General features: G+C 72.1%; 25 protein-coding genes. 6 read left to right on the top strand and 19 right to left on the bottom strand.

Translation table 11 applies throughout. From position 1 onward, the window contains the following. Nucleotides 1-43: 43 nt before the first annotated feature. The 4 genes from UO65_RS05400 to UO65_RS05385 all read right to left on the bottom strand — a co-directional run bounded on the left by UO65_RS05400 (nt 44) and on the right by UO65_RS05385 (nt 2,816). Entirely contained in the window at nt 44-829 is a 786-nt protein-coding gene (locus UO65_RS05400; RefSeq protein WP_052020791.1) for a phosphotransferase, read from the bottom strand. Nucleotides 830-1,017: 188 nt separating this feature from the next. Next, complete coding sequence (locus tag UO65_RS05395) at nt 1,018-1,374, bottom strand: VOC family protein (RefSeq protein ID WP_035279577.1); 357 nt, start codon at nt 1,372-1,374, stop codon at nt 1,018-1,020. Nucleotides 1,375-1,758: 384 nt separating this feature from the next. Further along, complete coding sequence (locus UO65_RS05390; protein WP_035279357.1) at nt 1,759-1,938, bottom strand: DUF397 domain-containing protein; 180 nt, start codon at nt 1,936-1,938, stop codon at nt 1,759-1,761. After that, nucleotides 1,935-2,816 carry a helix-turn-helix domain-containing protein gene (locus UO65_RS05385; protein WP_035279355.1) on the bottom strand — a complete coding sequence of 294 codons (882 nt, stop codon included), beginning with the start codon at nt 2,814-2,816 and terminating at the stop codon, nt 1,935-1,937. Before UO65_RS05385 ends, UO65_RS05390 begins: the two co-directional genes overlap by 4 nt. 189 nt (nt 2,817-3,005) lie before the next feature. On the opposite strand from UO65_RS05385, the gene UO65_RS05380 reads away from it, so the two are divergent. Further along, a complete protein-coding gene (locus UO65_RS05380) occupies nt 3,006-3,248 on the top strand; it encodes a hypothetical protein (protein WP_035279353.1) in 243 nt (80 codons plus the stop codon). Here UO65_RS05380 and hemB read toward each other — a convergent pair. From hemB to UO65_RS05340, 8 genes are all read right to left on the bottom strand, one after another. Beyond that, nucleotides 3,235-4,212: a porphobilinogen synthase gene (gene hemB, locus UO65_RS05375; RefSeq protein WP_035279351.1), complete on the bottom strand. Its 978-nt coding sequence runs from the start codon at nt 4,210-4,212 to the stop codon at nt 3,235-3,237. The two genes, UO65_RS05380 and hemB, sit on opposite strands and share 14 nt — an antisense overlap. A gap of 86 nt (nt 4,213-4,298) precedes the next feature. Then, nucleotides 4,299-5,831 (bottom strand): bifunctional uroporphyrinogen-III C-methyltransferase/uroporphyrinogen-III synthase, encoded by a 1,533-nt coding sequence (locus tag UO65_RS05370; RefSeq protein ID WP_035279349.1) that lies wholly within the window; start codon nt 5,829-5,831, stop codon nt 4,299-4,301. A 22-nt stretch (nt 5,832-5,853) separates the two neighbouring features. Continuing rightward, entirely contained in the window at nt 5,854-6,813 is a 960-nt protein-coding gene (gene hemC / locus UO65_RS05365; RefSeq protein ID WP_035279346.1) for a hydroxymethylbilane synthase, read from the bottom strand. Further along, the gene (locus UO65_RS05360) at nt 6,810-8,114 is read right to left on the bottom strand and encodes a glutamyl-tRNA reductase (protein WP_035279344.1); all 1,305 of its coding nucleotides are present in this window, start codon (nt 8,112-8,114) and stop codon (nt 6,810-6,812) included. The genes hemC and UO65_RS05360 overlap by 4 nt, the downstream gene beginning before the upstream one ends. Continuing rightward, nucleotides 8,111-8,905 (bottom strand): redox-sensing transcriptional repressor Rex, encoded by a 795-nt coding sequence (locus tag UO65_RS05355; protein ID WP_035279342.1) that lies wholly within the window; start codon nt 8,903-8,905, stop codon nt 8,111-8,113. Before UO65_RS05355 ends, UO65_RS05360 begins: the two co-directional genes overlap by 4 nt. A gap of 394 nt (nt 8,906-9,299) precedes the next feature. Beyond that, nucleotides 9,300-10,865, bottom strand: coding sequence for a molybdopterin-dependent oxidoreductase (locus UO65_RS05350; RefSeq protein ID WP_084175345.1), 1,566 nt, complete (start codon nt 10,863-10,865; stop codon nt 9,300-9,302). A gap of 90 nt (nt 10,866-10,955) precedes the next feature. Further along, the gene (locus tag UO65_RS05345; RefSeq protein WP_035279340.1) at nt 10,956-11,192 is read right to left on the bottom strand and encodes a glutaredoxin family protein; all 237 of its coding nucleotides are present in this window, start codon (nt 11,190-11,192) and stop codon (nt 10,956-10,958) included. Nucleotides 11,193-11,214: 22 nt separating this feature from the next. Next, nucleotides 11,215-12,714, bottom strand: a complete 1,500-nt coding sequence (locus tag UO65_RS05340) for an AMP-binding protein (protein WP_084175335.1) — start codon at nt 12,712-12,714, stop codon at nt 11,215-11,217. Nucleotides 12,715-12,944: 230 nt separating this feature from the next. Between UO65_RS05340 and UO65_RS05335 the strand changes: the two genes are divergently transcribed. The 4 genes from UO65_RS05335 (at nt 12,945) to UO65_RS05320 (ending at nt 17,371) form a co-directional block, all read left to right on the top strand. Further along, nucleotides 12,945-13,625 carry a sigma-70 family RNA polymerase sigma factor gene (locus UO65_RS05335; protein ID WP_035279339.1) on the top strand — a complete coding sequence of 227 codons (681 nt, stop codon included), beginning with the start codon at nt 12,945-12,947 and terminating at the stop codon, nt 13,623-13,625. 114 nt (nt 13,626-13,739) lie between these two features. Then, nucleotides 13,740-15,020 (top strand): DUF5667 domain-containing protein, encoded by a 1,281-nt coding sequence (locus UO65_RS38550; RefSeq protein ID WP_052020762.1) that lies wholly within the window; start codon nt 13,740-13,742, stop codon nt 15,018-15,020. Between the two features lie 177 nt (nt 15,021-15,197). After that, a complete protein-coding gene (locus tag UO65_RS05325; RefSeq protein WP_110079695.1) occupies nt 15,198-16,007 on the top strand; it encodes an HAD family hydrolase in 810 nt (269 codons plus the stop codon). A 107-nt stretch (nt 16,008-16,114) separates the two neighbouring features. Next, nucleotides 16,115-17,371 carry a cytochrome P450 gene (locus UO65_RS05320; RefSeq protein WP_035279337.1) on the top strand — a complete coding sequence of 419 codons (1,257 nt, stop codon included), beginning with the start codon at nt 16,115-16,117 and terminating at the stop codon, nt 17,369-17,371. A 4-nt stretch (nt 17,372-17,375) separates the two neighbouring features. On the opposite strand, the gene UO65_RS05315 is transcribed toward UO65_RS05320, so the two are convergent. The 7 genes from UO65_RS05315 to UO65_RS05290 all read right to left on the bottom strand — a co-directional run bounded on the left by UO65_RS05315 (nt 17,376) and on the right by UO65_RS05290 (nt 22,911). Beyond that, nucleotides 17,376-18,347, bottom strand: a complete 972-nt coding sequence (locus tag UO65_RS05315) for a lysophospholipid acyltransferase family protein (protein WP_035279336.1) — start codon at nt 18,345-18,347, stop codon at nt 17,376-17,378. Between the two features lie 29 nt (nt 18,348-18,376). Further along, on the bottom strand, nt 18,377-19,405 hold the full coding sequence (locus UO65_RS05310) for an NAD-dependent epimerase/dehydratase family protein (protein WP_035279335.1): 1,029 nt from the start codon (nt 19,403-19,405) through the stop codon (nt 18,377-18,379). Nucleotides 19,406-19,579: 174 nt separating this feature from the next. Continuing rightward, the gene (locus UO65_RS34360) at nt 19,580-19,681 is read right to left on the bottom strand and encodes a 30S ribosomal protein bS22 (protein ID WP_018684825.1); all 102 of its coding nucleotides are present in this window, start codon (nt 19,679-19,681) and stop codon (nt 19,580-19,582) included. 153 nt (nt 19,682-19,834) lie between these two features. After that, nucleotides 19,835-20,050, bottom strand: a complete 216-nt coding sequence (locus tag UO65_RS05305; RefSeq protein WP_035279333.1) for a helix-turn-helix domain-containing protein — start codon at nt 20,048-20,050, stop codon at nt 19,835-19,837. 127 nt (nt 20,051-20,177) lie between these two features. Continuing rightward, complete coding sequence (gene proC, locus UO65_RS05300; protein ID WP_035279330.1) at nt 20,178-21,005, bottom strand: pyrroline-5-carboxylate reductase; 828 nt, start codon at nt 21,003-21,005, stop codon at nt 20,178-20,180. 64 nt (nt 21,006-21,069) lie between these two features. Continuing rightward, the gene (locus UO65_RS05295) at nt 21,070-21,930 is read right to left on the bottom strand and encodes a thioesterase family protein (RefSeq protein WP_233427452.1); all 861 of its coding nucleotides are present in this window, start codon (nt 21,928-21,930) and stop codon (nt 21,070-21,072) included. A gap of 60 nt (nt 21,931-21,990) precedes the next feature. Continuing rightward, nucleotides 21,991-22,911: a proline dehydrogenase family protein gene (locus UO65_RS05290; protein WP_035279324.1), complete on the bottom strand. Its 921-nt coding sequence runs from the start codon at nt 22,909-22,911 to the stop codon at nt 21,991-21,993. 342 nt (nt 22,912-23,253) lie between these two features. Between UO65_RS05290 and UO65_RS34355 the strand changes: the two genes are divergently transcribed. Beyond that, nucleotides 23,254-24,074 (top strand): IS5 family transposase gene (locus UO65_RS34355; RefSeq protein ID WP_152551991.1). Its coding sequence is split into 2 segments (ribosomal slippage): nt 23,254-23,602 and nt 23,602-24,074, totalling 822 coding nucleotides; the frame shifts between segments, so codons are not numbered across the junction. Nucleotides 24,075-24,083 lie beyond the last annotated feature (9 nt).

Raw genomic sequence — 24,083 nt, 5'->3', positions numbered from 1 at the left:
GCTCTTCCACCAGCGGGGGTGTTCGGTCTGCCGTCACACGCGGTCAGGATCGGAGCAGGCCCGAAGCGTGCCGTTCGAGCGGTTCGGCGAGGTCGGGGAACTCGCCGCGGTCCACCCTGCGCAGCAGTCGAGCGGTGGCGTAGAGCTGCGCGAACCGGCCCGTGTCGGTGTCGAGCACGTCGGCGAAGACCTCGCGCACCCGTTGCGCGGTCTCGGGCACCAGGAGGCTGTAGCAGAGCAGGGTCGCCGCGTCGGTGCCGACGGGGCCATTGCCCCACCACTCCCAGTCGAGCAGTCCGAATCGAGGACCGAACAGGTTCGCCCAGTGCACGTCACCGTGCACGGTTTCCCACCCGGGCACCGTCGGGTCCACCGCGTCGCCGAAGCGCTGCGCAAGCCAGTCGGTCACCTTGGCCTGGGTGGTGTTGGCGCGCTCGGTCGGTGTGGCCGCGACGGTGTCGACGGTTCGGCGCAGCTCGACCCACCACTCGTCGGGTAGGTCGGCCGTGGCGCGCAGTGCGTCGGTCGGCGAGCACGCGCGGCCCGGCAACCTGGTCATGATCTCGGCGCGCTGCTGCCGCCACTCCTCCCACTCGACCACGTCCAGTACGCGGGGCTTGGCGATGCCCTCGAACACGTTCGCGTCGAGGTTGCCCGTCCAGAAGTCACCGCCGATCCACCGTTTGTCCTCGGACACGACGCGCAACCAGCAGTCGTCATCGCCACGGCGGGCGGGAGCGCTGACCGACCGGTCGCGCCAGCCGAGCAGCGGCTCGCCGACGACGACCGCCCCGAAGTGCTCCGCGGCGCGGTCGAGGTTTTCGCGCATCCACTGCCTGAACTGCGCGTCAGCCCCGCTGGTGTCGACCGGCACCGGTGTTCCTCACTTGTCGGTGACGTACCGCAGGTACGCGGCCGGGTTGTTCATGTACCGCCGCCAGTGGTCGACCACGTCGAGGTCTTCCCACTCGGCCGGGTGGAACCCATCGTGAAGCTACGCCGAGGGCCCCGTCCGGATCAGTTCAGACAAAGACAGAAGGGATGACCTGCCGGGTCCAGGAAGACCCGGAAGGACGTACCGGGCTGGTCCGGGTGTTTGGTCGCACCGAGATCGATCACTGCCGCCTCGGCGGCATCGAGGTCGTCAACGATCACATCGAGGTGCATCTGCTGGGGCCGCTCCTGGGTTGGCCACATCGGCGGCGTGTAACCATCCACCCGATGGAAGGAGATGCACTGGCCGTCCTCAGCGCAAACCGAAGCCCGGTCGGCGGAGACAGCGACCTCCCAACCCAGCATCGCGCCGTAGAACCTGGCGAGTGCACCAGGATCAGGACAGTCGACAACGATGAGGGGCAAGCGAGCGATGGCCATGCAGGCCATCCTATCGACGATTGCGGTCGGCAGACGTCCAGATTCCGCAGTGACGTGCCAGCGCTATTGACCGTCCACCTCTCCCTGATCGAGGCGGATTAGGACTACCGATCAAGGGCCTGCGCGTTGTCGACGTGTCACCCCGTAGTCCGGTCAACAGGTAATTGACATTCACCTGTGATTTCCAACCACATGAGCGCGAATTCCCGGCGGAGGCGGAGCTTTGCGCGAGTGAAGTCCGGGCAGCAGTGCGTGCCTGCCTGGCACCGTCGTTTGCCCGGCCCGAAGGACGCTGGCAGCAAACACGCCAGGCGGTTTTTCCGATCCCGGCACGAGACAGGCCCCCTCCGACTACGAGGGGGCCTGTCCTCAAAACGAATGAGGTCAGCGGGTGAGGGTGGTGAGGAAGGTGTGCCAGGTGGGAGTGGGGAAGGAGAGGGTGGGGCCGGTGGGGTGCTTGCTGTCTCGGGTGGCCACGGAGAGGCCAGGGAACGCCACCTCGACGCAGTTGGCCTCTCCCGAACTGTGGCTGCTCTTGCGCCAGGACAGGTTGGGCTTGCTCATGGCATGAACTCCCTTGCTGCTTGGTGGATAAGGCTCTTGCTGGCCTTCTCATCCGGGATCTCGGCGAGCAGTCCGGAAAAAGCCTGGTCGAATTTTCCGACTTCACTCGGCTTGTCCAGGTAGAGGGAGCCGGTGAAGCCATCGACGAAAACCGTAGGTGGCTCCGGGTCACGATCGCCGTACCGGGGAAAGCGCATGATCACGAACGGGCCGGTGAGTGCGCCGTGGTGCAGCCCGATGGAGAACGGCGCCACCCTGATGCTCACGTTGGGCAGTTCCCCGAACTCGATGAGGCGGTTCAGTTGCAGACCCATGACAACGGGTCCCCCGATGGGGCGGCGGAGGATCGCCTCGTTGATCACCACGGAGACGTCCGGGGCGGCGGTGACCCGGTCCAGGATTGCCTGCCGCTCGACACGCAGCCGGACAAGACGCTCGATCACTTCCTCTGACACGTCAGAGCGCCCACCACGGAAGATGACCCGAGCATATTCGGGGGTCTGGAAGAGGCCAGGAATCAACTCGCACTGATACCAGCGCAAGGACGAGGCAGCTTCCTCCAAGCCGACGTAGAGGTTGAAGTCGTTGGTCAGGACATCGCCGAAGGCGTGCCACCACCCCTTGCTCTTGGTTTCCTTGGCGAGTTCCTTCAGCGATCCCGTGGCCTCCGGCGGGGCGCCGTAGACCTTGCACATGGCCTCCACGTCCAGGCTACGAAGGCCGGTCTGGCCTGTCTCTATCCGCCAGATCTTGGCCTCCGACCACTCCAACGCCTCCGCCGCCGCGCGGACCGTGAGCCTGGCCTTGCCGCGCAGGTCGCGCAGGTACCTGCCGAGTTGGCGCCTCGGCACCGTTGAGCCCGTTGTCCCCTCGGACACCGCCCCACCTTTCATCCCGGGGGGAGCCTACATCCGATTTGCAAGACTTTCCCCGCTCGTTTCGCGGTATCGGACTCGGTTTGCCAACGACATTCCGGGTCTTCTCCGCGTGCGCTTGCAGGATAGGGACCGAACCCGTTGTCTCAACGGCAGTACAACCCCCACCTTCGAGCGTTTCGGGAGATTTCCATGAGCGATGTGCCCACCGTCGGGGCCTGGGTCAGCGTGCCCGACGATTGCCGGATGAGCTTCACCCTCGGCGAGGACGAGGACACCCGCCTGCTCCTGGGCGAGTGGGCGACCGGGTTCGAGGTCGTGCTCACCGATCGCAGCCTCGACCGGTTGATCGAGACCGCGACCACCGCGCGGGAGCGGCGGGTCGCCGCAGCGGCCGGTGAGAACAGCGAAACCAGCGGGGTCAGCGGCGGTTGAGCCAGGTCGCCGCCTCGGTGGCCCAGTAGGTGAGGATGACGTCGGCGCCTGCGCGGCGGATGGAGGTCAGCGTCTCCAGGATGGTCCGGTCGCGGTCCAGCCAGCCGTTGGCGGCGGCGGCCTCGACCATCGCGTACTCGCCGGAGACCTGGTAGGCCGCCACCGGCACGTCGGAGACCTCGTGGACCGCCCTGATCACATCCAGATAGGCCCCGGCGGGCTTGACCATGACCAGGTCCGCGCCCTCGGTCAGGTCGAGGTGGACCTCGCGCAGGGATTCGCGGATGTTGCCCGGGTCCTGCTGGTAGGTCTTGCGGTCGCCGGTGAGCTGGGAGTCGACCGCCTCGCGGAAGGGGCCGAAGAGGGCCGAGGCGAACTTGACCGAGTAGGCCAGGATGCCGGTGTCCGCGTGGCCCGAGGTGTCCAGGGCCTCGCGGATGACCCCGACCTGGCCGTCCATCATGCCGCTGGGGCCGAGCAGGTGCGCGCCCGCGTCCGCCTGGGCCCTGGCCATGTCGGCGTAGACCGCCAGGGTGGCGTCGTTGTCGACGTTGCCCTCGCCGTCGAGGACGCCGCAGTGGCCGTGGTCGGTGAACTCGTCCAGGCACAGGTCGGACATCAGGACCGTGCTGTCGCCGAGTTCGGCGCGCAGGTCCCGCAGGGTGACGTTGAGGATGCCCTCCGGGTCGACCCCGCCGGAGCCCACGGCGTCGCGGACCTCCGGGACGCCGAACACCATGATGCCGCCCACCCCGGCCTCGACGGCCTCGACGGCCGCCTTGCGCAGGGTGTCGCGGGTGTGCTGGACGACGCCCGGCATGCTCGAGATCGGGGTGGGCTCGGTGGCGCCCTCCTTGACGAACACGGGGAGCACCAACTGGTGCGGCGCGAGGGTGGTCTCGCTGACCATGCGGCGCAGCGCGGGGGTGCGGCGCAGGCGGCGGGGGCGGTGGTTGGGGAACATCAGGCTCTCCCGAACTGGATCGGAAACCGGAGCGGGCGGGGTGCCAGTGGCAACCCCGCCCGCCCAGTCTGTCGGTGCCGCGCCGGTCAGCGGCGCGCGCGCTTGGTCTTGCGCGGCGGCGGCAGGGCGCCCTCCGCGCGGAGCCGGGCCGCGTGCTCGGCCAGGGCGTCGACCAGCGCGGGCACGGTCGCGTGCTCGGGCTGGACGTCGACCCGGAGGCCGAACTCGCGGGCGGTCTCGGCGGTCTTCGGGCCGATGCACGCGACCAGGGTGCGGGTGTGCGGCTTGCCCGCGATGCCGACCAGGTTCCGCACGGTCGACGACGAGGTGAAGCACACCGCGTCGAACCCGCCGGTCTTGATCATCTCGCGGGTGTCGGCGGGCGGCGGGGCCGCCCGGACGGTGCGGTAGGCCGTCACGTCGTCGATCTCCCAGCCGCGGTCGCGCAGACCGGCCGCCAGGGTCTCGGTGGCGATGTCGGCCCTCGGGAGCAGCACGCGCTCCACCGGGTCCAGGATGTCGTCGTACGGCGGGAAGTCCGCCAGCAGGCCCTCGCTGGACTGCTCGCCCGAGGGCACCAGCTCCGGGTTGATGCCGAACGAGCGCACCTTGGCCGCGGTCGCCTCGCCCACGCAGGCGATCTTCACGCCGGAGAAGGCGCGGGCGTCCAGGCCGAACTCGGCGAACTTCTCCCAGACCGCGCGCACGGCGTTGGTCGAGGTGAAGATGACCCACTGGTAGCGGCCGTCGACGAGGCCCTTGACCGAGCGCTCCATCTGCGCGGGGCTGCGCGGCGGCTCGACCGAGATGGTCGGCACCTCGCTGGGGATGGCGCCGTGCAGGTGCAGGCGCTCGCTCATCTCCCCCGCCTGGTCCTTGGTGCGCGGCACCAGCACGCGCCACCCGTAGAGGGCGCGCGACTCCCACCACGACAGCTTCGAGCGCTGCGCGGCGGCGGCGCCGACCGTCACCACCAGGTGGCCGGAGATCTCCCCGGCGTCGGCGGCGAGCGAGGCCAGCGTGGTGTCGACGGTGCGCTGGCTGGTCGCGGTGCCGTCCGCGGTGACCGCGACCGGGGTCTGCGCGGCGAGGCCGTGCTCGACCAGCGAGGAGGCCGCCTCGGCGAGGTGGCTGGCGCTGGCGTGCAGCACGATCGGGCCGGGCGCGGCCGCCAGGGCCGCCCAGTCCACGTCGCCGCGCACGTCGACCTCGGTGTGCCCGGAGCCCAGGGCGATGCCCGCGTAGGCCGGGACCGCGGTGGCGGGGGAGACGCCGGGGATGACGTCGAACACCGCGCTGGTGCGGGCCACCGCCTGCGCCTCGGCCACCACGGCCGAGTGCGTCAGCGGGTCGCCCGCGACCAGGCGCACCACGACGCGACCGGCCTTCGCCTCACCGGAGAGGTCCTTGGCCACGTCCGCGGGTTGCCCCACGGCGGGGCGCACCTCGGCGTCGGCGCTGGTGAAGGCCAGCACGGCGGCGGGCACATCGGGGTCGGTCACCACCAGCTCGGCGCGTTCGAGCAGCTCTTTGGCGCGAACCGTGAGCAGTCCGGCGTCGCCGGGACCGGAGCCCACGAAGGCGACGCGACCGGGGGACTTACGTGCACGGGTGGTCATGTCAGGCCACACTTCCCATCAACTACGCCTCGGGACCGGAGAGCACCCCGGCCCCGAGTTCCAGCAGCTCGGCGGCCAGCGCACGACCGAGCTGCTCTCCTTCGGTCAGGTCACCGGTGGCCGACGCTCGCATGATCTCGACCGGACCCGTCGGGTCGCCGTCCGCGCTGTAGGCGGCGGCGACGCCGCGCAGCGACAGGCGGAGGATCACCCTGTCGTCCTGGTCGAAGTCTTCGACGACGTCGGCCAAAGCGCCAACGGGCGCGCTGCATCCCGCTTCGAGCGCGGCCAGCATGGCGCGCTCCGCGGCAACCGCGAGCCGGGTGGCTTCGTCATCCACTGTGGACCGGAGAAGGTGTTCGACGTCGACGTCGTCGACCCGGCACTCCACCGCCAGCGCTCCCTGCGCGGGCGCGGGGAGCATCTGGATGGGGTCGAGGGTCTCGGTGATCTCGTCGAGCCTGCCCAGCCGGGCGAGCCCGGCGCGGGCGAGCACGACGGCGTCGAGTTCGCCGTCGCGCACCTTCTTGATCCGACTGTCCACATTGCCGCGGATCGGCACGATCACGTGACCGAGGCCGAGCGCGTGCAACTGCGCGGCCCGCCGTGGCGAGCCGGTGCCGATCCGCGCGCCCGGCAGCAGCTCGCCCAGGGTGAGCCCGTCGCGCGCCACGAGCGCGTCCCGGGGGTCCTGGCGCTGCGGCACCGCGGCCATCGACAGGCGCGGGTCCGGGGCGGTCGGCAGGTCCTTGTAGGAGTGGACGGCCACGTCCACGGTCCCGTCGGCGAGCGCGTCGCGCAGCGCCGAGGTGAACACGCCCACGCCGATCTCGGCGATGGGGGCGTGCGAGCGGTCGCCGGGGGTGGACACGACGACGATCTCGGTCGCCGCGCCCGCCTTCTCCAGCGCGTCGGCGATGGTCCCGGTCTGGGCGAGCGCGAGGGCGCTGCCACGGGTGCCGATCCTGATGGTTCGCTTCACGTCTTGTCCTCACTGGCGACGGCCACGGCGGCGGGCTTCTGCGGGTCGAGCTGGAACAGCTCGCGCAGCGCCTCGGCGTAACCGGTGCCCGCGGGTCCGGAGGCCAACTCCTTGACCCGCACCGTCGGGGTGTGCAGCAGCTTGTCGACGACCCGGCGGACCGTGCGCGCCAGCTCGTCGCGGACCGGGTCGTCCAGGTCGGGCAGCCGGGAGTCCAGGCGCAGCAGTTCGGCGTCGACGACCTCGGCGGCCCGGCGGCGCAGGGCGGTCACGGTGGGGGTGACCTCCGCCGAGCGCTGCGCGGCGAGGTAGCCGCGCACCTCCTCGGCGACGATCTCGGCGGCCCGGCGGGTGTCGAGCCCGCTGGGCGTCTCGGCCAGGCGGCGCTGGAGGCTGACCAGGTCGACCACGTGCACGCCGGGCAGCTCGCCAACGCCGTCCTCGACGTCGCGCGGCAGGCCGAGGTCGCAGACGACCAGCGGCGTGGTGCGCGCGGCGACGGCCTCGACCGGGATGACCGCGCCGACCGCGCCGGTGCAGGACACCACGACGTCGGCGGCGGCGATCAGCGCCGTCAGGTCGTGCAGGCCGACCACGGCGCGGGCGGGGACGCCCTGCTCCAGCAGCGCCGCGGCCAGCCGCTCGCCGTTGGCGGCGGAGCGGTTGGCGATGACGACCTCGCCGACACCCGCGCGGCGCAGGGCCGCGGCGGCCAGCCCGCCCATGGAACCGGCGCCGACGATCAGCGCCGAGCGGCCCGCGAGGCCGCCCAGGGACCGGTCGGCGTCGGCCAGCGCCTCGGAGACGACGGAGCCGCCGACCTGGTCGAGCCCGGTGTCGGTGTGCACGCGCTTGCCGATGCGCAGCGCCTGCTGCACCAGCTCGTGCAGCGAGCGGCCGACGGTGCCGCACTCGGTGGCGGTGCCGTAGGCGATCCGCACCTGGCCGAGGATCTGCGACTCGCCGACGACCATGGAGTCCAGGCCCGCCGCCACGGTGAACAGGTGCTGCACGGCGGAGGCGGCGTAGTGCACGTAGAGGTGGTCGTGCAGCGCGGTGGGGTCGGCCCCGGCGTGCCGGGCCAGCACGCCCACGACGTCGGAGAGCCCGGCGTGGAAGGCCTCGACGACGGCGTAGACCTCGACCCGGTTGCAGGTGGAGACGAGCACGGCCTCGGTCACGTTCGGGCAGGCCAGCAGGTCGTGCAGGACCTTGGGCACGTCGGCGGCGGCGACCGTCACCCGCTCCAGCAAGCGGACGTCGGCGCTGCGGTGCGACATCCCGACCGCGAGCACGCTCATGACACCACCATCCCGTTGACCTGTTGCCCGTTCGTGGCGGCCGCGTCGTCGGCTCGCCGCGCCACGTGGAACGACAGCACCTGCAGCTCGACCGCCAGGTCGACCTTGCGCACCTCGACGTGGTCGGGCACCTGCAGCACGACGGGCGCGAAGTTCAGGATGCACTGAACTCCCGCCTCGACCAAACGGTCGCAGACCGTCTGGGCGGCGGGCGGCGGCGTGGCGATGACCCCGATGGAGACCTCGCGCTCGGCGCACACGCGGGAGATGTCGTCGATGTGGTCGACCGGCAGGCCCCCGACCGGCACCCCGACCAGGTCGGGGTCCACGTCGAACAGCGCGGAGACCGGGAAGCCGCGCCCGGGGAAGCCGCCGTAGTTGGCCAGGGCGTGACCGAGATTACCGATCCCGACCACGGCGACGCTGTGCTTGCGGGTCAGGCCGAGGATGCGCTCGATCTCCTCGATGAGCACCGCCACCTCGTAGCCGACCCCGCGGGTGCCGTACGAGCCGATGTAGGACAGGTCCTTGCGGAGCTTGGCCGAGTTGACCCCCGCCGCGGTCGCGAGTTCCTCGCTGGAGACCGTTCCCGCGCCCTGCTCCTGCATGGCGGACAGGACCCGCAGGTAGACGGCCAGCCGGGCCACCGCGGCCTCGGGGATCGCCCGGGCGCGCTCCCGCGCCGCGGGCACCTCGGCCACCCTGGGGATCGGGGTCGTGACCTCCGCGGCGGTGGGGGCGGGTGGGGTGTCGCCGCCGACACCGTTCCGCTGGCCTCGCTGTGCCGCCACGCTGGTACTCCTCGACAGGAAATGTCTCCGGGATGAGAACACGGTACCGCTTGTGAACGCGTGCACAAAGTCAGTGGCCAGGGGCTTGACGCACGCCACACCACCGCATCGAGGTGTACCCGGATGGCCCAGGGCCGCGCTGACGGGCGGTGCGCGGCGGGTGCCCGGAGAGACCGGGGCGGGTGCGAACGGGCCAGCGGTCGGCGAGCCGCGTGGGCTCGCCGACCGCCAGGCACCCGACCTTGGTCGACCTTCCCCGCCGACCAATCCCGGATGCCCACGAGTATAGCCCACAGTCGAACATCTGTGCGAACGCGGGTGGTGTGTCGGGTGACACCGGCACCGGAAGGACGAGCGCCGCCGCAGTGGTCTGCGGCGGCGCCCGGGTCGGGGATCAGTCCACGGAGAATTGGATGAGGTGCCAGCCGGTCGCGCCGTCGGGGATCGGGGGGACGCGGTCGGGGGTCTGGGTGTTGCCGTTGCGGTCGGTGGCGCGGACCTCCACCCGGTGGCTGCCGCTGCCCAGGTCGAACTCGGTGCGCCACTGCCGCCAGGTGCGGTCGTTGACCTCGGTGGCCAGCTCCGCGGCCTGCCAGGGGCCGCCGTCCATGCGGACCTCGACCTTGTCGATGCCCACGGTCTGCGCCCAGGCAACCCCGGCCACCTGGACCTTGCCCGCCGGGACGTTGCCGAAGCCGACCGGGAAGTCGATGCGGGACTGGGTCTTGATCGGGCCCCTGGTCGCCCAGCCGCGCTCCTCCCAGTAGAACTTCTTGGCGCCCTCGGTGATCAGCTCCAGGTCGACGACCCACTTGGTGGCCGAGGCGTAGCCGTAGAGGCCGGGGACGACCAGGCGGGCCGGGAAGCCGTGCTCCAGCGGCAGCGCCTCGCCGTTCATGCCGATGGCCAGCAGGGCGCCGCGCTCCTCGTCGAGCAGGTCGGCCACGGGGGTGGCGGTGGTCCACCCGTCCACGCTGGTGGAGAAGACCCAGGCGGAGCGGTTCGGCACGCCCGCCTCCAGCAGCAGGTCGCGCACCGGGACGCCGATGAAGTTCGCGGTGGAGACGTACGGGCCGCCGACCTCGTTGGACACGCAGGTCATGGTGATGGTCTTCTCGACCAGGTCGCGGTCGCGGATGTCGCCGAAGTCGAAGGTGCGCTCGTTGTCGACCAGGCCGTGCACGCGCAGCTTCCAGTCCTCGGCGCGCAGGCGGGGCACGGTGAGGGCGGTGTCGACGCGGTAGAACTTCTCGTTGCTGGTGATGAACTTCGACGAGCCGATGGCGGAGAAGTCGGCCGTGTTGGGGATCGCGGGGGCGGGCACCTTCGGCCTGAGCGAGCCGACACCCGCCCGCGAACCCTCGACGTCGACGCGGCCCGACAGGAACTGGCCCACCCCGCCGAGCACGCCCGCGCCGACCGCGACACCGGCGGAGGAGTAGAGGAACCTGCGCCGCGACAGGCCCTGGTCGTGCGCGGATTCGGCGGTGAAGCGGCTGGTGGCCACCAGGTGCAGCCAGCGGAAGACGCCGATGGCGGCGGCGAGGCTGGCGATCGGGGCGAGCACCGCGAGCTGCCCGCCGTCGGGGCGGTTGAGCACGGCGGCGATGGCGACCAGGCCCAGGGCGCCCGCGATGACCAGGCCGGGCAGCGGCTTGCGGCGCGACAGCAGGCCCGCGACGACGGCCACCAGCAGCATGGTCACGGCCATGCCGGAGAGCAGCACGACCTTGTCGTTGGACCCGAAGTTGCGGATGGCGAACGACTTGAGCGACTCGGGCGTCAGGTCGATCGCGCTGTTGCCGACGGCCAGGAACGGGGAGGCGGTCGGCCCCACGAACCCGGCCACGAAGTGCCCCGCGGCCAGGGCGGCGGCCACCGCGAGCACGCCGATCAGCGCCGCGATCGGCACCGGCAGCTTGTCGGCGGGCTGTGCCTCGGCCACTGCGTCGCGCTCCATGGTGTCCACGTGCGGTATTCGATCCCGGTGGACCCGCGGATTGCCACCACCCGATCGGGTGGTGGCTGCTCAACCCCGGTCCGCGCGGCGTCAGGCGAGTGCCGCGCGCAGGCGGGGTTCCTCGACCTTCCAGTACCCGTGCTCGTCCCCGTCGACCAGGATCACCGGGACCCGGTCGCCGAACTCGGCCCGGAGTTCCGGGTCGGTGTCGACGTCGGTGGTGTCCCAGCCGATGCCGAGGTCGGCGCAGATGCGCGCGACGTCGGCCTCGGCGACCTCGCAGGCGTGGCAGCCCTGCCTGGTCACCACCGTCACCCTGGTGCTCATGGCCGCCACGCTACCGGCGGGGTCAGCGCGGGCCGCGCAGGCCGGCGCGGCGGATCTTGCCGGTGACCGAGTGCGGGAGGGCGTCGGCGAACTCCACGGCCGCCGGGACCTTGAAGCGGGCCAGGTTCTCCGCGCAGTGGGCGCGGACGCCGTCCTCGGTCAGTTCCGTGCCGGGGCGCAGGACGACCACGACCTTGACCCGCTCGCCCGCCCGCTCGTCCGGGACGCCCACGGCGGCGGCCTCGGCGACCTCCGGGAGTTCGCCGACGACCCGCTCGACCTCGTGCGGGTAGACGTTGAAGCCGTTGACGATGATCAGGTCGTTGGCGCGGTCGACGAGGCGCAGGTCGCCGTCGGGGTCGAGGTAGCCGACGTCGCCGGTGCGGAACCAGCCGTCCGCGTCGGGGCCGTGGGCGCCGTCGGGCCAGTAGCCGCTGAACAGGTTGGGGCCACGGGCGGCGACCAGGCCGGTGCCGGTCTCCTCCTCGCCGTAGCTGATCTCGTCGTCCTCGGTGGGGACCTCGATCGTCGAGCCGTCGCTGTCGACCAGGCGCAGTTCCACGCCGGGGATGGGCTTGCCGACCGAGCCGGGCTTGGCGACCCCGCTGGCCAGGGTGGAGGTGAGCACCGGGCCGGTCTCGGTCAGGCCGTAGCCCTCGTAGATCGACAGGCCGGTCTCGCGGCGGAACCCGGCCAGCACCCCCGGGTCCAGCGGGGCCGCGCCGGAGGTGGCCAGCCGGACCGTGGACAGCGCCTCCCCCAGCCGCTCGGCGCCCGCGCCGACGAACGCCCGGTACATCGCGGGCACCCCGACGACGGTGCTGATCCGCCGCTCCTGGCAGGCGGCCAGCGCGCTGGCCACGGCGAAGTGGTCGAGCAGCACCCCGGTGGCCCCGGCGGCGGCGACCTGCCACAGGCCGGACAGGCCGTAGGCGTGCGAGAGCGGGAGGGCCAGCAGGACCCGGTCCTGGGCGGTGACCGGGGCCGGGCGCAGCGCGGCGCACTGCTCGACGTTGGCCAGCAGCGCCCGGTGCGACAGCATCACCCCGCGCGGCAGCCCGCCGGTGCCGGAGGTGTAGCAGAGCACCGCCAGGTCCTCGCCGCCGCCGACGGCCGCGAACGGCTCCCCCGGCTCCGCGTCGAGGACCGGGGCGGGCAGCGCTGCCGCGGCGGCATCCCCGCCGAGTCCCAGGGCCAGCTCGGCGCCGCAGTGCTCCACGACCCGCCGCACCTCGGGCGGGGCGGATTCGGTGTCGATCGGGACGGCCACGCCACCCGCACGGATGACGCCGAAGAGTGCGACGCAGAATTCGAGCCCATTGGGCAGCAGCAGGACGACGCGATCACCCTGCGTCAAACCGTGCTCGGTCAGCACCCGGGCGTAGGCGTCGACCGCCGCGTCCAGCGCCCGCCAGGTCAGCGACGCCCCGCTGGGGGCGTCGACCAGGGCGAGATGACGGGGTACCGTCGCGGCGGCCTTCATGACCAGGTCAGCGATGGTTCCGGTGGGCAACTCTGCCATCGGAGCGGGCCTCTCGTCGCAGGTACCCGGATAGGGTGCTGCATTTGCACGGCATCGGGCAATGCCCACGCTGTGGCGCGGCTCACCAACATCACGGTTCACTACATCAGATGACACATCCTTTACCTGAAGACTTATCAACTACTAAAAAGTAACGACACGTAAGCCCCACCGGATGCCCAACGCGTGGTCAGCCGAACGGGACCGTCCAGGGAGTGAGCGGCAGCTCGATGACCCGTCCTACGCGAACGAACACGGCCGACGCGGCCGTGCCGCACGCCCGTCCGGCACCGGAGCCGGCCGGGGACGCGACCGTTCCCGCCGACGGGACCACCGGGACCGAGCCGGTGGAGGCCGAGGAGGCGCACCGCGCGTCCTGGGAGCTGGTGCACGCCGCGCAGGCCGGGGACACGGTCGCGTTCGGCAAGCTCTACGACCGCTACGTCGACGTGGTGTTCCGCTACGTGCTGTTCCGGGTGGGCGACCGCGAGCTGGCCGAGGACGTCACCAGCGAGACGTTCCTGCGCGCGCTGCGCCGCATCACCTCGGTCAGCTACCAGGGCCGCGACGTGGGTGCGTGGTTCGTCACGATCGCCCGCAACCTGGTGCTCGACCACGTCAAGTCCAGCCGCTACCGGCTGGAGGTCACCACCCCGGAGTTCCGCGACTCCGAGCGCGACGAAGCGGGCCCCGAGCAGCAGGTCATGTCCCGGGTGACCCGCGACGCGCTGCTGCAGTGCGTCGACCAGCTCGGCGACGACCAGCGGGAGTGCATCGTGCTGCGATTCCTGCAAGGGTTGTCCGTCGCGGAGACAGCCGAGATCATGAACCGCAACGAGGGTGCGGTGAAGGCGTTGCAGCACCGGGCGGTGCGGCGGCTCGCGCAGTTGCTGCCGACGGAGCTCCGGTGAGCGGTGTACGCCGAACGGGTGTACAACGCGGGGAGCGGCGGGCCGGAGCCGTAACCCCCGGCACCCGCGGTCGTTGAGACCGATCAAGAGCCAACGCCGAAATCGGAGCGGGATGTGGAGAGCGGATCGGGGTCCTCGGGCCCGCGCGACGGGCGTGCGCCGGACGGCCGCGCCGAGTCGTCGCGCGCCGACCTCGGGGCGCTGCTCGCCGACCTCGACGACGACTTCACCGACGACGACCGGGCCGTCCTCGGCCTGTTCGCCCAGCTCGGCCCGCTGACCGGCCCGGACCCCGCGGCCCGCGACCGCATCTTCAACCGGGTGCTGACCGAGTTCCCCGCCGACCGGCCGCGACCGACGCCCAACCCGCGACCGGTCCGGGCGGGCCGCGCGCCGCGCTCCCGCCGCGCCACCGCGACCACCGGCAGCACGCGGCCCGGGGAGGGCCCAAGAACCACCCACGGGGTCCGCGGGCGGTTCGCGGTGGCGGCGGTGGCCGTGCTGGTGATGGTTTTCTCCCTCGGCGGGATGAGCCTGCTGCTCGCCCGCGACGCCCTCCCGGGTGATCCGCTGTACGGGATCAAGCGCACCGGCGAGGCCGCGTCCCTCGGCCTGACCTTCGGCGACGAGGAGCGGGCGTTCAAGCACCTGGAGTTCGCCTCCGCGCGGATCACCGAGATCGAGACGCTGACCCAGCGCCACCCCGACCCGGCCGACGGCCCGGTGTCGGACTACCTGGCCGCGTTCTCCGACTTCGAGGGCGACACCACCGCGGGCACCCGGCAGTTGCTGACCCTGGCCCTGGTCACCACCGGCGACGGCGGCGGGCTCGACGCGCTGGGCGGCTGGGCGGCCCAGCAGGGTTCGCGCCTCGCCGCCGTGCGCGACCGGCTGCCCGCGGCCGCGGCCAACCGCGAGTCGACCACCTCGACCCTGCTGACCGAGGTCCAGGCCCGCTCGGCCGCGCTGCTCGACCGGCTGCCCTGCCACGAGATCACCTCCGGCGCGGTCGACGAGCTGGGTCCGCTGCCCGCCACCACGGTGTGCGCGCTGCGCCCCGGCGCCGTGCCGCCGCCGCCGTCGCAGGCGGGCACCCAGCCCGGGGCCGGTGCCCCCGGCACCACCACCGGCACCGGCCAGGTCGCCCCGACCACCGGTTCCGACGGCCCCGCGGGCCTGCCCCCCGCACCGGGCGCGGGCAGCGACCCGGTGGCCACCACGACCGCCCCGACACCCGTGCAGCCGCCGCCGTCGACGCCCGGTGAGGCGACCACGACCACGCCGCCGAGGCCGGGAACCTCGACGCCGCCGACCCTGAAGGTGCCGCTCCCGCTCCCCCTGCCCACGATCGCGGTACCCCCGATCCTGGGCCTGCCCGGTATCGAGATCGGCTGACCGGACGGCGCTAGGCTGTGGTCGACTGGTCGGCTGACTGATCGACACTGATCGGCGGAGTCCCAATCGGACGGGAGGCGCGCGGTGTCCCTGCGGCGTGGGGAGCAGGACCCCGGACTCGAACGCGAACGCATCGCGGTGGTCGCGGGCGCGGCGAGCGCCGACGCCGCGGTCGCGATGGAGGCCAACGAGCCGCCGCGCACGAGCGCCCCGCCCGACCTCACCGCCGCGGCCTTCTTCGACGTGGACAACACCGTCATGATGGGCGCCTCGATCTTCCACTTCGCCAGGGGCCTGGCCGCGCGCAAGTTCTTCACCAACTCCGACCTGCTCAAGTTCGCCATGCAGCAGGTCCTGTTCCGCGTCGGCGGCAAGGAGACCGCGGAGAGCATCCGCACCAGCCGCGAGCAGGCCCTGTCCTTCGTCGCGGGCCACACGGTGGCGGAGCTGATCTCGCTCGGCGAGGAGATCTTCGACGACCTGATGGCGGACAAGATCTGGCCCGGCACCCGCGCCCTGGCCCAGATGCACCTGGAGGCGGGCCAGCGGGTGTGGCTGGTGACCGCCACCCCGGTCGAACTCGCCTCGATCATCGCGCGCCGCCTGGGGCTGACCGGGGCGCTGGGCACGGTCGCGGAGAGCACCGACGGGGTGTTCACCGGCAAGCTGGTCGGCGAGATGCTGCACGGGCCCGCGAAGGCGCACGCGGTGCGCTCGCTGGCCGCCCGCGAGGGGCTGGACCTGCGCCGGTGCACGGCGTACTCGGACTCCTCGAACGACGTGCCGATGCTGTCGGTGGTGGGGACCGCTGTGGCGGTCAACCCGGACGGCGGGCTGCGCGAGGTCGCCCGCAAGCGCGGCTGGGAGATCCGCGACTTCCGGACCGGGCGCAAGGCGGCGAAGATCGGCGTGCCGTCGGTGCTGGGCGCGGGGGCGCTGGCCGGTGCGGTCGCGGCGGGGCTGGCCTACAAGAAGCGGGCCTTCTGACGCTGCCCGGACCAGGGGTTCGATTCCGCGCTTCAGCGGGCGCCTGGGCGGCACCCCGCTGGTCACGGCCCTGGAAGAGGGGCTGGGTCGCGCCTAGGGTGGAGCGCATGGCGCTTCGGGACGAGATCGCTCTGGGTGGTCGGCTGGCGTTGGTGTGGGGCGGGGTGTGGGGGATCGCCGCGGCCGGGGACCCGCTGGCGCGGGTGGTGGCGCCGCCGTGGCGGGCCGACCCGTACGCCCAGTACCGGCGGCTGAGCGGGGCGCAGCGCAGCCGGACCGGTGCGGTGACCGTGGCCTCGCACGCGCTGGTGTCGCAGGTGCTGCGCGACCGGCGGCTGGGGGTGCGCACGGCGGACGGGTCCGAGCCCGCGCCGTTCGCGCGGTCGCCGCTGCCCGCCGAGCACCTGGTGACGCACACTTTCCTGGAGGAGGACCCGCCGAACCACACCCGGCTGCGGGGGCTGGCCCGGCCCGCGTTCGGGCCGAAGCAGATCGCCGGGTACCGGGAGAGCGTGGAGAAGACCACGCACCGGCTGCTCGACGACGCGCTGGCGAAGCCGGTGTTCGACCTGGTCGCGGACTTCGCCTCGCCGCTGCCGATCGCCGTCATCAGCGACCTGCTGGGGGTGCCGGACGTCGACGCGGACACGTTCCTGCGGTACGGGAGGGTCCTCGGCGCCTCGCTGGACGGCATCAAGTCGGTCCGGCACGCCCGGGACCTGCGCGACGCCACCGGGGAGTTGCAGAAGCTGTTCCTGCGGCTGATCGAGGAGCGGACCGCCGACCCGGGGCCGGACGTCATCAGCACCCTCGTCGAGGCGCTCGGGCGCGGGGAGCTGACCGAGCAGGAGTTGCTCTCGACCTGCGAGCTGCTGCTGATCGCGGGGTTCGAGACCACGTCGAACCTGATCGGGAACGCCGTGCACACCTTCGCCGCGCACCCCGACCAGTGGGCGGCGCTGCGCGCGGACCCGTCGCTGGCGCCCGCGGCGGTGGACGAGGTGCTGCGGTACGAGTCGCCGGTGCAGATGACGCAGCGGCTGCCGCACGAGGACGTGGAGATCGGCGGGGTGAAGGCGCGGGCGGGCACGCTCGTGGCCTGCCTGCTGGGCGCGGCCAACCGCGACCCGGAGGTGTTCACCGACCCCGACCGCTTCGACATCTCCCGCCCCGACAGCGGCGACCACCTGTCGTTCTCCAGCGGCATCCACTACTGCCTGGGCGCACCCCTGGCCCGGCTGGAGGGCGAGGTCGCCCTGACGGCCCTGGCCGAGCGGCTGCCCGAGCTGAAGCCGGTCGGGCGGGCGCGCTGGCGCAAGACCGTGGTGATCCGCGGCCTGACCCGCTACCGGCTGGCCCGGTAGCGGCTCAGCCGAGGAACGGGTTGCCGCGCTGGGTGAGCATCCGGTAGAGGGTCTGCTGGATCGTCTCGCGGACCTGGTCGGTGAGGTTGAAGACCAGCATCGGGTCGTCCTGGGCGTCGGCGTCGTAGGTGTCGGTGGTGATGGGCTCGCCGAAGCGGATGTGCCACTTCGACGGCAGCGGGACGGCGCCGAGCGGGCCGAGCAGCGGGAAGAACGGGGTGATCGGGAAGTACGGCAGGCCGAACAGCCGGGCGATGGCCTTGAGGTCGCCGATCTTCGGGTAGATCTCCTCCGCGCCCACGATGGAGCACGGGACGATCGGCACCCCGGTGCGCAGGGCGGCCGAGACGAACCCGCCGCGGCCGAAGCGCTGGAGCTTGTAGCGGTCGGAGAACGGCTTGCCGATGCCCTTGAAGCCCTCCGGCCACACGCCGACCAGTTCGCCGGAGCGCAGCAGGTGCTCGGCGTCGGGGTTGCAGGCCAGGGTCTGGCCGGACTTGCGGGCCAGCGCGCCGAGCACCGGCACCTGGAAGACCAGGTCGGCGCCGAGCATCCGCAGGTACCGCCTGCCCGGGTGGTTGTCGTGGACGGCGACCGCGGTCATCAGCGCGTCGATCGGCAGCGTGCCCGAGTGGTTGCTGACGATCAGGGCGCCGCTGTCGACCGGCAGGTTCTCGATGCCGCTGACCTCGACCCGGAACCACCTGTCGTAGAGCACGCGCAGCGGCGGGAGCAGGAGGGCCTCGGTGAGGTCGCGGTCGAAGCCGAACTCGTCGACCTGGTAATCGCCAGCGAGCCTGCGTCGAGCGAAGGCCAGCGCGTCGGCCACGCCCCGGCGCAGCGGCGAGACCGGCGGCGCGGCGGGCTCCGGGCGCAGCGGCGTTGGTTCGACGGCCGGGCCGTCGGGGGTGGACGGCGGGGTGAACCGGCGATTCCGCTCGGTCCGCTGGAGCGGGATCACCCTGGCTTCCTGCATTCCCTACGCACCTTCTCCGCTCGGTTGCCTCACACCCGGGTCCGCAGGACCCGGCTCTCCAACGCGGCGAGCAGCGACGGGTCGAGCACCGGCCGCAGCGCGCTGCCGTGCACGTAGTCGTCGAACGCCTGCCGGGTGGTCCACCTGGGGGTGAACCCGAAGACCGTCCGCAGCCGGGTCGTGTCGACGACCCGGCCGTAGTTCAGGTAGCGCACGTGGTCGGGGTTGAAGTCGACCAGCCGGGCGCCGCGCAGCAGCCTGCCCGCGGTGGGCACCGCCGCGGCGGGCATGGGGAGCTGGACGCGCCCCGCCCGGCGGATGGCCTGCGACAGCATCAGCACGCCGTCGCCGCCCACGTTGAACACTCCCCCGCCCTCGCGCAGGGCCGCCTGCTCCAGCACCGCGAGGGCGTCCTCCGAGTGCAGCAACTGGATGCGGGCGTCGTAGCCGAGCACGGTGGGGACCACCGGCAGGGCGAAGTAGCGGGTGAGCACCGTGTCGACCCGGGGGCCGATCAGGTTGGTCAGCCGGACCAGGGTGACCTCGACGTCCGGGCGGCGGCGGGCGAAGCCGCGCACGTACTGCTCCACCTCGACGGCGTCCTTGGCCGGGCCGCCGGAGGAGATGTCCTTGGGGGTGTCGTCCTCGGTGAACACCGCCGGGGAGCGGGGGCCCGCGCCGTAGACGGCGGTGTTGGACTTGACCACCAGCTTGCGCACCGACGGCGCCCGCTGGCAGGCCGCCAGGAGCTGCATGGTGCCGATGACGTTCATCTCCTTGAGCGCGGTGCGCCGGGTGGGCCCGGGCGGGAGCGCGGTCAGGGAGGCGTGCACAACGGTGTCCACGTTCGCCGAGGTGATGACCTTGGCGATCAGCGGGTTGCGGATGTCGGCGCGGACGAACTCGGCCCGACCCATGGTGCGCACCACGTCCCGGTACGGGGGCACGGTGTCGACGCCGAGGACGCGGTCGATGTCCGGGTTGGCCGCGAGCCGGGCGGCCAGGTGGCCACCCAGGTAGCCGCCGACGCCGGTCACCAGAACGACTTTGGGCGTCATGGGCATCCCTGGGATGAGGTGTCGGGACCTACGACTGTACGCGGGCCCCGGCGGGCCGCCAGTCGAGCAACACACTCTTAACGCAGGTCACACGGGGTGTCGGGGGATGTTCACCCGAACAAGGCAGCGGCCTGTGCGCAGATGAGCACAGGCCGCCCGCCGGGTGTTGCGAAACTACTTCTTGAGCTTGCGACGCTGGACGCGAGTCTTGCGCAGCAGCTTGCGGTGCTTCTTCTTCGACATGCGCTTGCGACGCTTCTTGATGACCGAGCCCATGTGGGTTCAGCTCCTGTCCGTTGGTCGTACTGGAGTCCGGCGCTCCGGTGCTGCCACGTCCGAGGACGCGCGCCAAGACACCAGGCACAACGGCTGACCAGAGTACCCGGCGGCTTGGGCGGCCCCGGCAAGGGGCCCGTCAACGGGCCCGGGTCACCCCGCGTCGAAGTACGCGTTCTGCAGGTAGTCGTGCACGGCCTTCTCCGGCACGCGGAACGACTTGCCGACCCGCACCGCGGGCAGCTCGCCGCCGTGCACCAGCCGGTAGACCGTCATCTTGGAGACCCGCATCAGGGTGGCCACTTCGGCCACGGTCAGGAATTGCACCTGGGGCAGGGTCTTGGGCTCATCTCGCTTCTGAACAGCCATGATTCACCGCAACCTTCAACACGCGTCGCGCCGCCGGCTTCCCCACCGACGGATTCGACACGCACGTGCTTCGATCGAGGGTAGCGGGACACGTGTGACTGGTGCGATGTCACTTTCGGTTATTCAATCAACCCTGGTCGTGCGCGGCGCCCAGTTCGCGGGAGCGGTCCCTGGCCGCCTCGATGGCGTCGATGAGCGCGGCGCGGACCCCGTGCCGCTCCAGCTCGCGGATCGCCATGATCGTCGTGCCCGCCGGGGAGGTGACCGCCTCGCGCAGGGTCACCGGGTGGTCGCCGCCCTGGGCGAGCATGGTGGCCGCGCCGACCGCGGACTGCACGATGAGGTCCTGGGCGACCGCGCGCGGGATGCCGAGCAGGATGCCCGCGTCGATCATGGCCTCGACCAGGTAGAAGAAGTAGGCGGGCCCGGAACCCGACAGCGCGGTGACGGCGTCCTGCTGCGCCTCGGGCACCCGGACGACCTTGCCGACGACGCCCATCAGCTCCTCGACGGTGGCCAGGTGCTCGGGACCGGCGTGCGCGCCCGCGGAGATGGCGCTCATGGCCTCGTTGACGAGCATCGGGGTGTTCGGCATGACCCGGACCACCGGGACGCCCTCGGGCAGCCTGCGCTCGAACAGGGCGGTCGGCAGGCCCGCGCACAGCGACACGACCAGCTTGCCCGGGCCGACCACCGGCGCCAGCTCGTCCAGCAGCGGCTCGATGTCCTGCGGCTTGACCGCGACCACCAGCACGTCGGCCCGCTCCGCCGCGTCCGCCACGTCGGCGGAGGGGATGCCGTGGTCGGCGGTGAGCTGGGCGGCGCGCGCGGCCGAGCGCTCGGTGAACACCAGCTCGTCGGTGCTCCGCCCGCCGTGCAGCAGGCCCGAGAGCAGCGCCTCGCCGATCTTGCCCGCGCCGAACACCGCGACGACCGGTCGCTTCACCTCAGTCATGCGACCAGGCTATCCAGCCCGGCCGCCCCGGGAGGGGCCGGGGAACCGGACCCTCCCGGGGTGGTCAGCCGATGGCGGAGAGCGCGAGCTGCCGGGCCTGGCAGACCAGGCGGCCGGTGGAGTCGACGACGGTGGCGTCGGCGTCGAACCACATGCCGTGCACGGCCTTGGACTCGACCTGGATGCGCAGCCAGCCCGGCGCCGGGCGGGAGCGCAGGAAGGCCGTGAGCTGGACCGTGGGCGACCAGCCGACGCGGCCGAGGTTGAACGTCACCGGCATCGAGATGTCCCCCGCGACCAGCGCGAACAGCGGGTCGGGGTGCTCGCCGCGCGGGCGGGCCCACAGCCGCAGCCGCAGCGGGTCGCCGATGTGCCCGTGCAGGAAGCCCGCCCCGTTGGGGTCGAGGCGCACGTCGCAGGTCTCGCTGAGCTTGAACGCCGACGCCGAGCGCATGGCCGACAGGTCGATGGCGTTGCCGGGCGGTTCGGCGGACTGGTTGGGCAGGTCGGTCCACGCGGCCCGCTCCCTGGGCAGCCTGCCGGTGGTGACCAGGCCCTCGACGCAACTGTGCCCGCTCTGTTCCAAGTGGACGGACACGACGGTGGTGCGCCTGCCCGACTTGCGCACATCGGTGCGCAGCAGGACCGGCCCCACCCCCGGTGGGCGCAGGAACTGCGCGCTCACCGAGAGCGGGTCGACCAGCGGCGTGCCGGAACCGGTGTGCGTGGCCACGGCCGCCTTGGCCAGCAGGGCCATCAGGAAGCCGCCGTGCGGGCGCCCGCCCACGGTCCAGGCGGCGGGCAGGTCGGCGGTGAACGTGCCGTCCCCCAGGGGGCGCACGCGCACGGCCGCGGCGAACGACCCGACCGCGGGCGCCGGGCCGCCACCCGCCCGCACATCGCCGTGCCCAGCAGCGCTATTCATGGCCACAGCCTGCCACGCCCGGTCCACCGATTCCCCCCGCGCCACCATCGCCGCCGTCCGTCAGGTCCGGGTCACCAGGGCGCGCAGGAAGAACGCGGTGTTCGCGGGCCGTTCGGCCATCCTGCGCATGAGGTAGCCGTACCACTCACCGCCGTAGGGCACGTACACCCGGACGGTGTGCCCGAGGCGGGCCAACCGCAGTTGCTCCTCGGGGCGGATGCCGTAGAGCATCTGGTGCTCGTAGCTGCCCGGGGGTCGCCCGTGGGCCTGGGCGCGCTCGCCGATGATCCGCACCAGGCGCGGGTCGTGGGTGGCGAACATCGGCACACCGGAACCCGCGAGCAGGGCGTTGGTGCAGCGCACGTAGCTCTTGTCGACCTCGACGGGCTCCTGGAAGGCCACCGACTCCGGTTCGGCGTAGGCGCCCTTGCACAGCCGGACCCGGGAGCCGGGGCCGGAGAGGTCGAGCACGTCGTCCAGGGTGCGGTGCAGGTACGACTGGAGGACCGCGCCCACCCACGGGTGCTCGCGGCGCAGGCCGTCGAGCACCCGGAGGGTGGAGTCGGTGGTGGTGTGGTCCTCCATGTCGAGGGTGACCGTCGTGCCCGCCTCGGCCGCGGCGGCGCAGATCCGGGCGGCGTTGTCCCGGGCCAACCCCTCGTCGAGCAACTGACCGACGGCGGTGAGCTTGACGCTCACCTCGGCGTGCGCGGCGAGCGGGCCCAGGGCGGAGAGCAGGTCCAGGTAGGCGCGGACGGTGTGCTCGGCCTGCTCGGTGTCGGTGGTGTCCTCACCGAGGTGGTCGAGGGTGACGGCGAGACCGGAGTCGACCAACCGCCGGGTCACGGCGACGGCGTCCTCGGTGGTCTCCCCCGCCACGAACCGGCGGACGACGTCCCGGCTCACGGGGGCGGTCGCCACGAGGCGGCGGGTGGCGCCGTTCCGCGCGGCGGCGAGGATCAGGGAACGGAGTGGGTTCACGGACCGGGACTCTACGTGGGGAACGCCAACTCGGCGGCAAACCGTCCGGTCGTCCTACGTCTGTTGTCGGGGGTGGCACCCGACCGCCTGTGGACAACCCCGATCCGGCCGCCCGCCTCTGTCGGTGTCTCCTGCTTGGATTGATTCGGGGGCTGCGAAATTCGCTGGGCCGTGTGCTCGGCCGCTTCGCCGGGACCTTGGTGCGCGCTTCGGCTCAAGCGCCGGGGTTTGTTGTGGGTGCCTGGGGCGGGCTCTTGCTCAGCCGTGTCTGTGGTTTAAGAGTTCCTAACAGAATGATCAACTTGTGTGGCAACGTGGTCGTCGGTTGTGGATCATGGTCTGGTGAGGAGAGGTGAGGCGCCGCCGTGGATTGTCTCGGACGGATTGTGGGAGCGGGTCGAGCCGTTGTTGCCGGTGGTGGAGCGCAGGTCACGCAATCCGGGGCGGAAGCGGTTGCCGGATCGGCGGGTGTTGTGCGGGATCCTGTTCGTGCTGCACACGGGCATCCAGTGGGAGTTCCTGCCCCAGGAGTTGGGGTTCGGGTCGGGGATGACGTGTTGGCGTCGGTTGCGTGACTGGAACAAGGCCGGGGTGTGGTCCCGGTTGCATGCGGTGTTGCTGGCGGAGTTGCACTCGGCGGGGAGGCTGGACTGGGATCGGGCGGTGATCGATTCCTCGCATGTGCGGGCCGCGCGGCGGGGCCCAAAAGTGGGCCGAGTCCGGTCGACCGCGCCCGACCGGGCTCCAAGCACCATGTCCTGACCGACGGCAACGGGATCCCGCTGGCTGTGGTCCTGACCGGCGGCAACCGCAACGACGTCACCCAGTTGGAGCCGCTGCTCGACGCGGTGCCCCGCGTGCGCGGGCGGCGTGGGCGCCCTCGTCACCGGCCGGAGACGGTCTACGGCGACCGGGCCTACGACCACGACAAGTACCGCCGCCGCATGCGTGCCCGGGACGTCCGCACCCGCTTCGCCCGCCGCGGACGTCCCCACGGATCCGGGCTGGGCACCGTCCGGTGGGTCGTTGAACGCACCATCGCCTGGTATCACGGCATGAAACGGCTGCGCATCCGCTGGGAACGCCGCGACGACATCCACGAAGCCTTCCTCGGCCTCGCCACCTGCATCATCACCTGGCGACACATCCAACGACTCTGTTAGGACCTCTAA

The sequence above is a fragment of the Actinokineospora spheciospongiae genome (assembly GCF_000564855.1).
GTDB lineage: Bacteria > Actinomycetota > Actinomycetes > Mycobacteriales > Pseudonocardiaceae > Actinokineospora > Actinokineospora spheciospongiae.
Note: the sequence above shows the minus strand (reverse complement) of the source record. Positions and strands in the feature narration are given on the sequence as shown.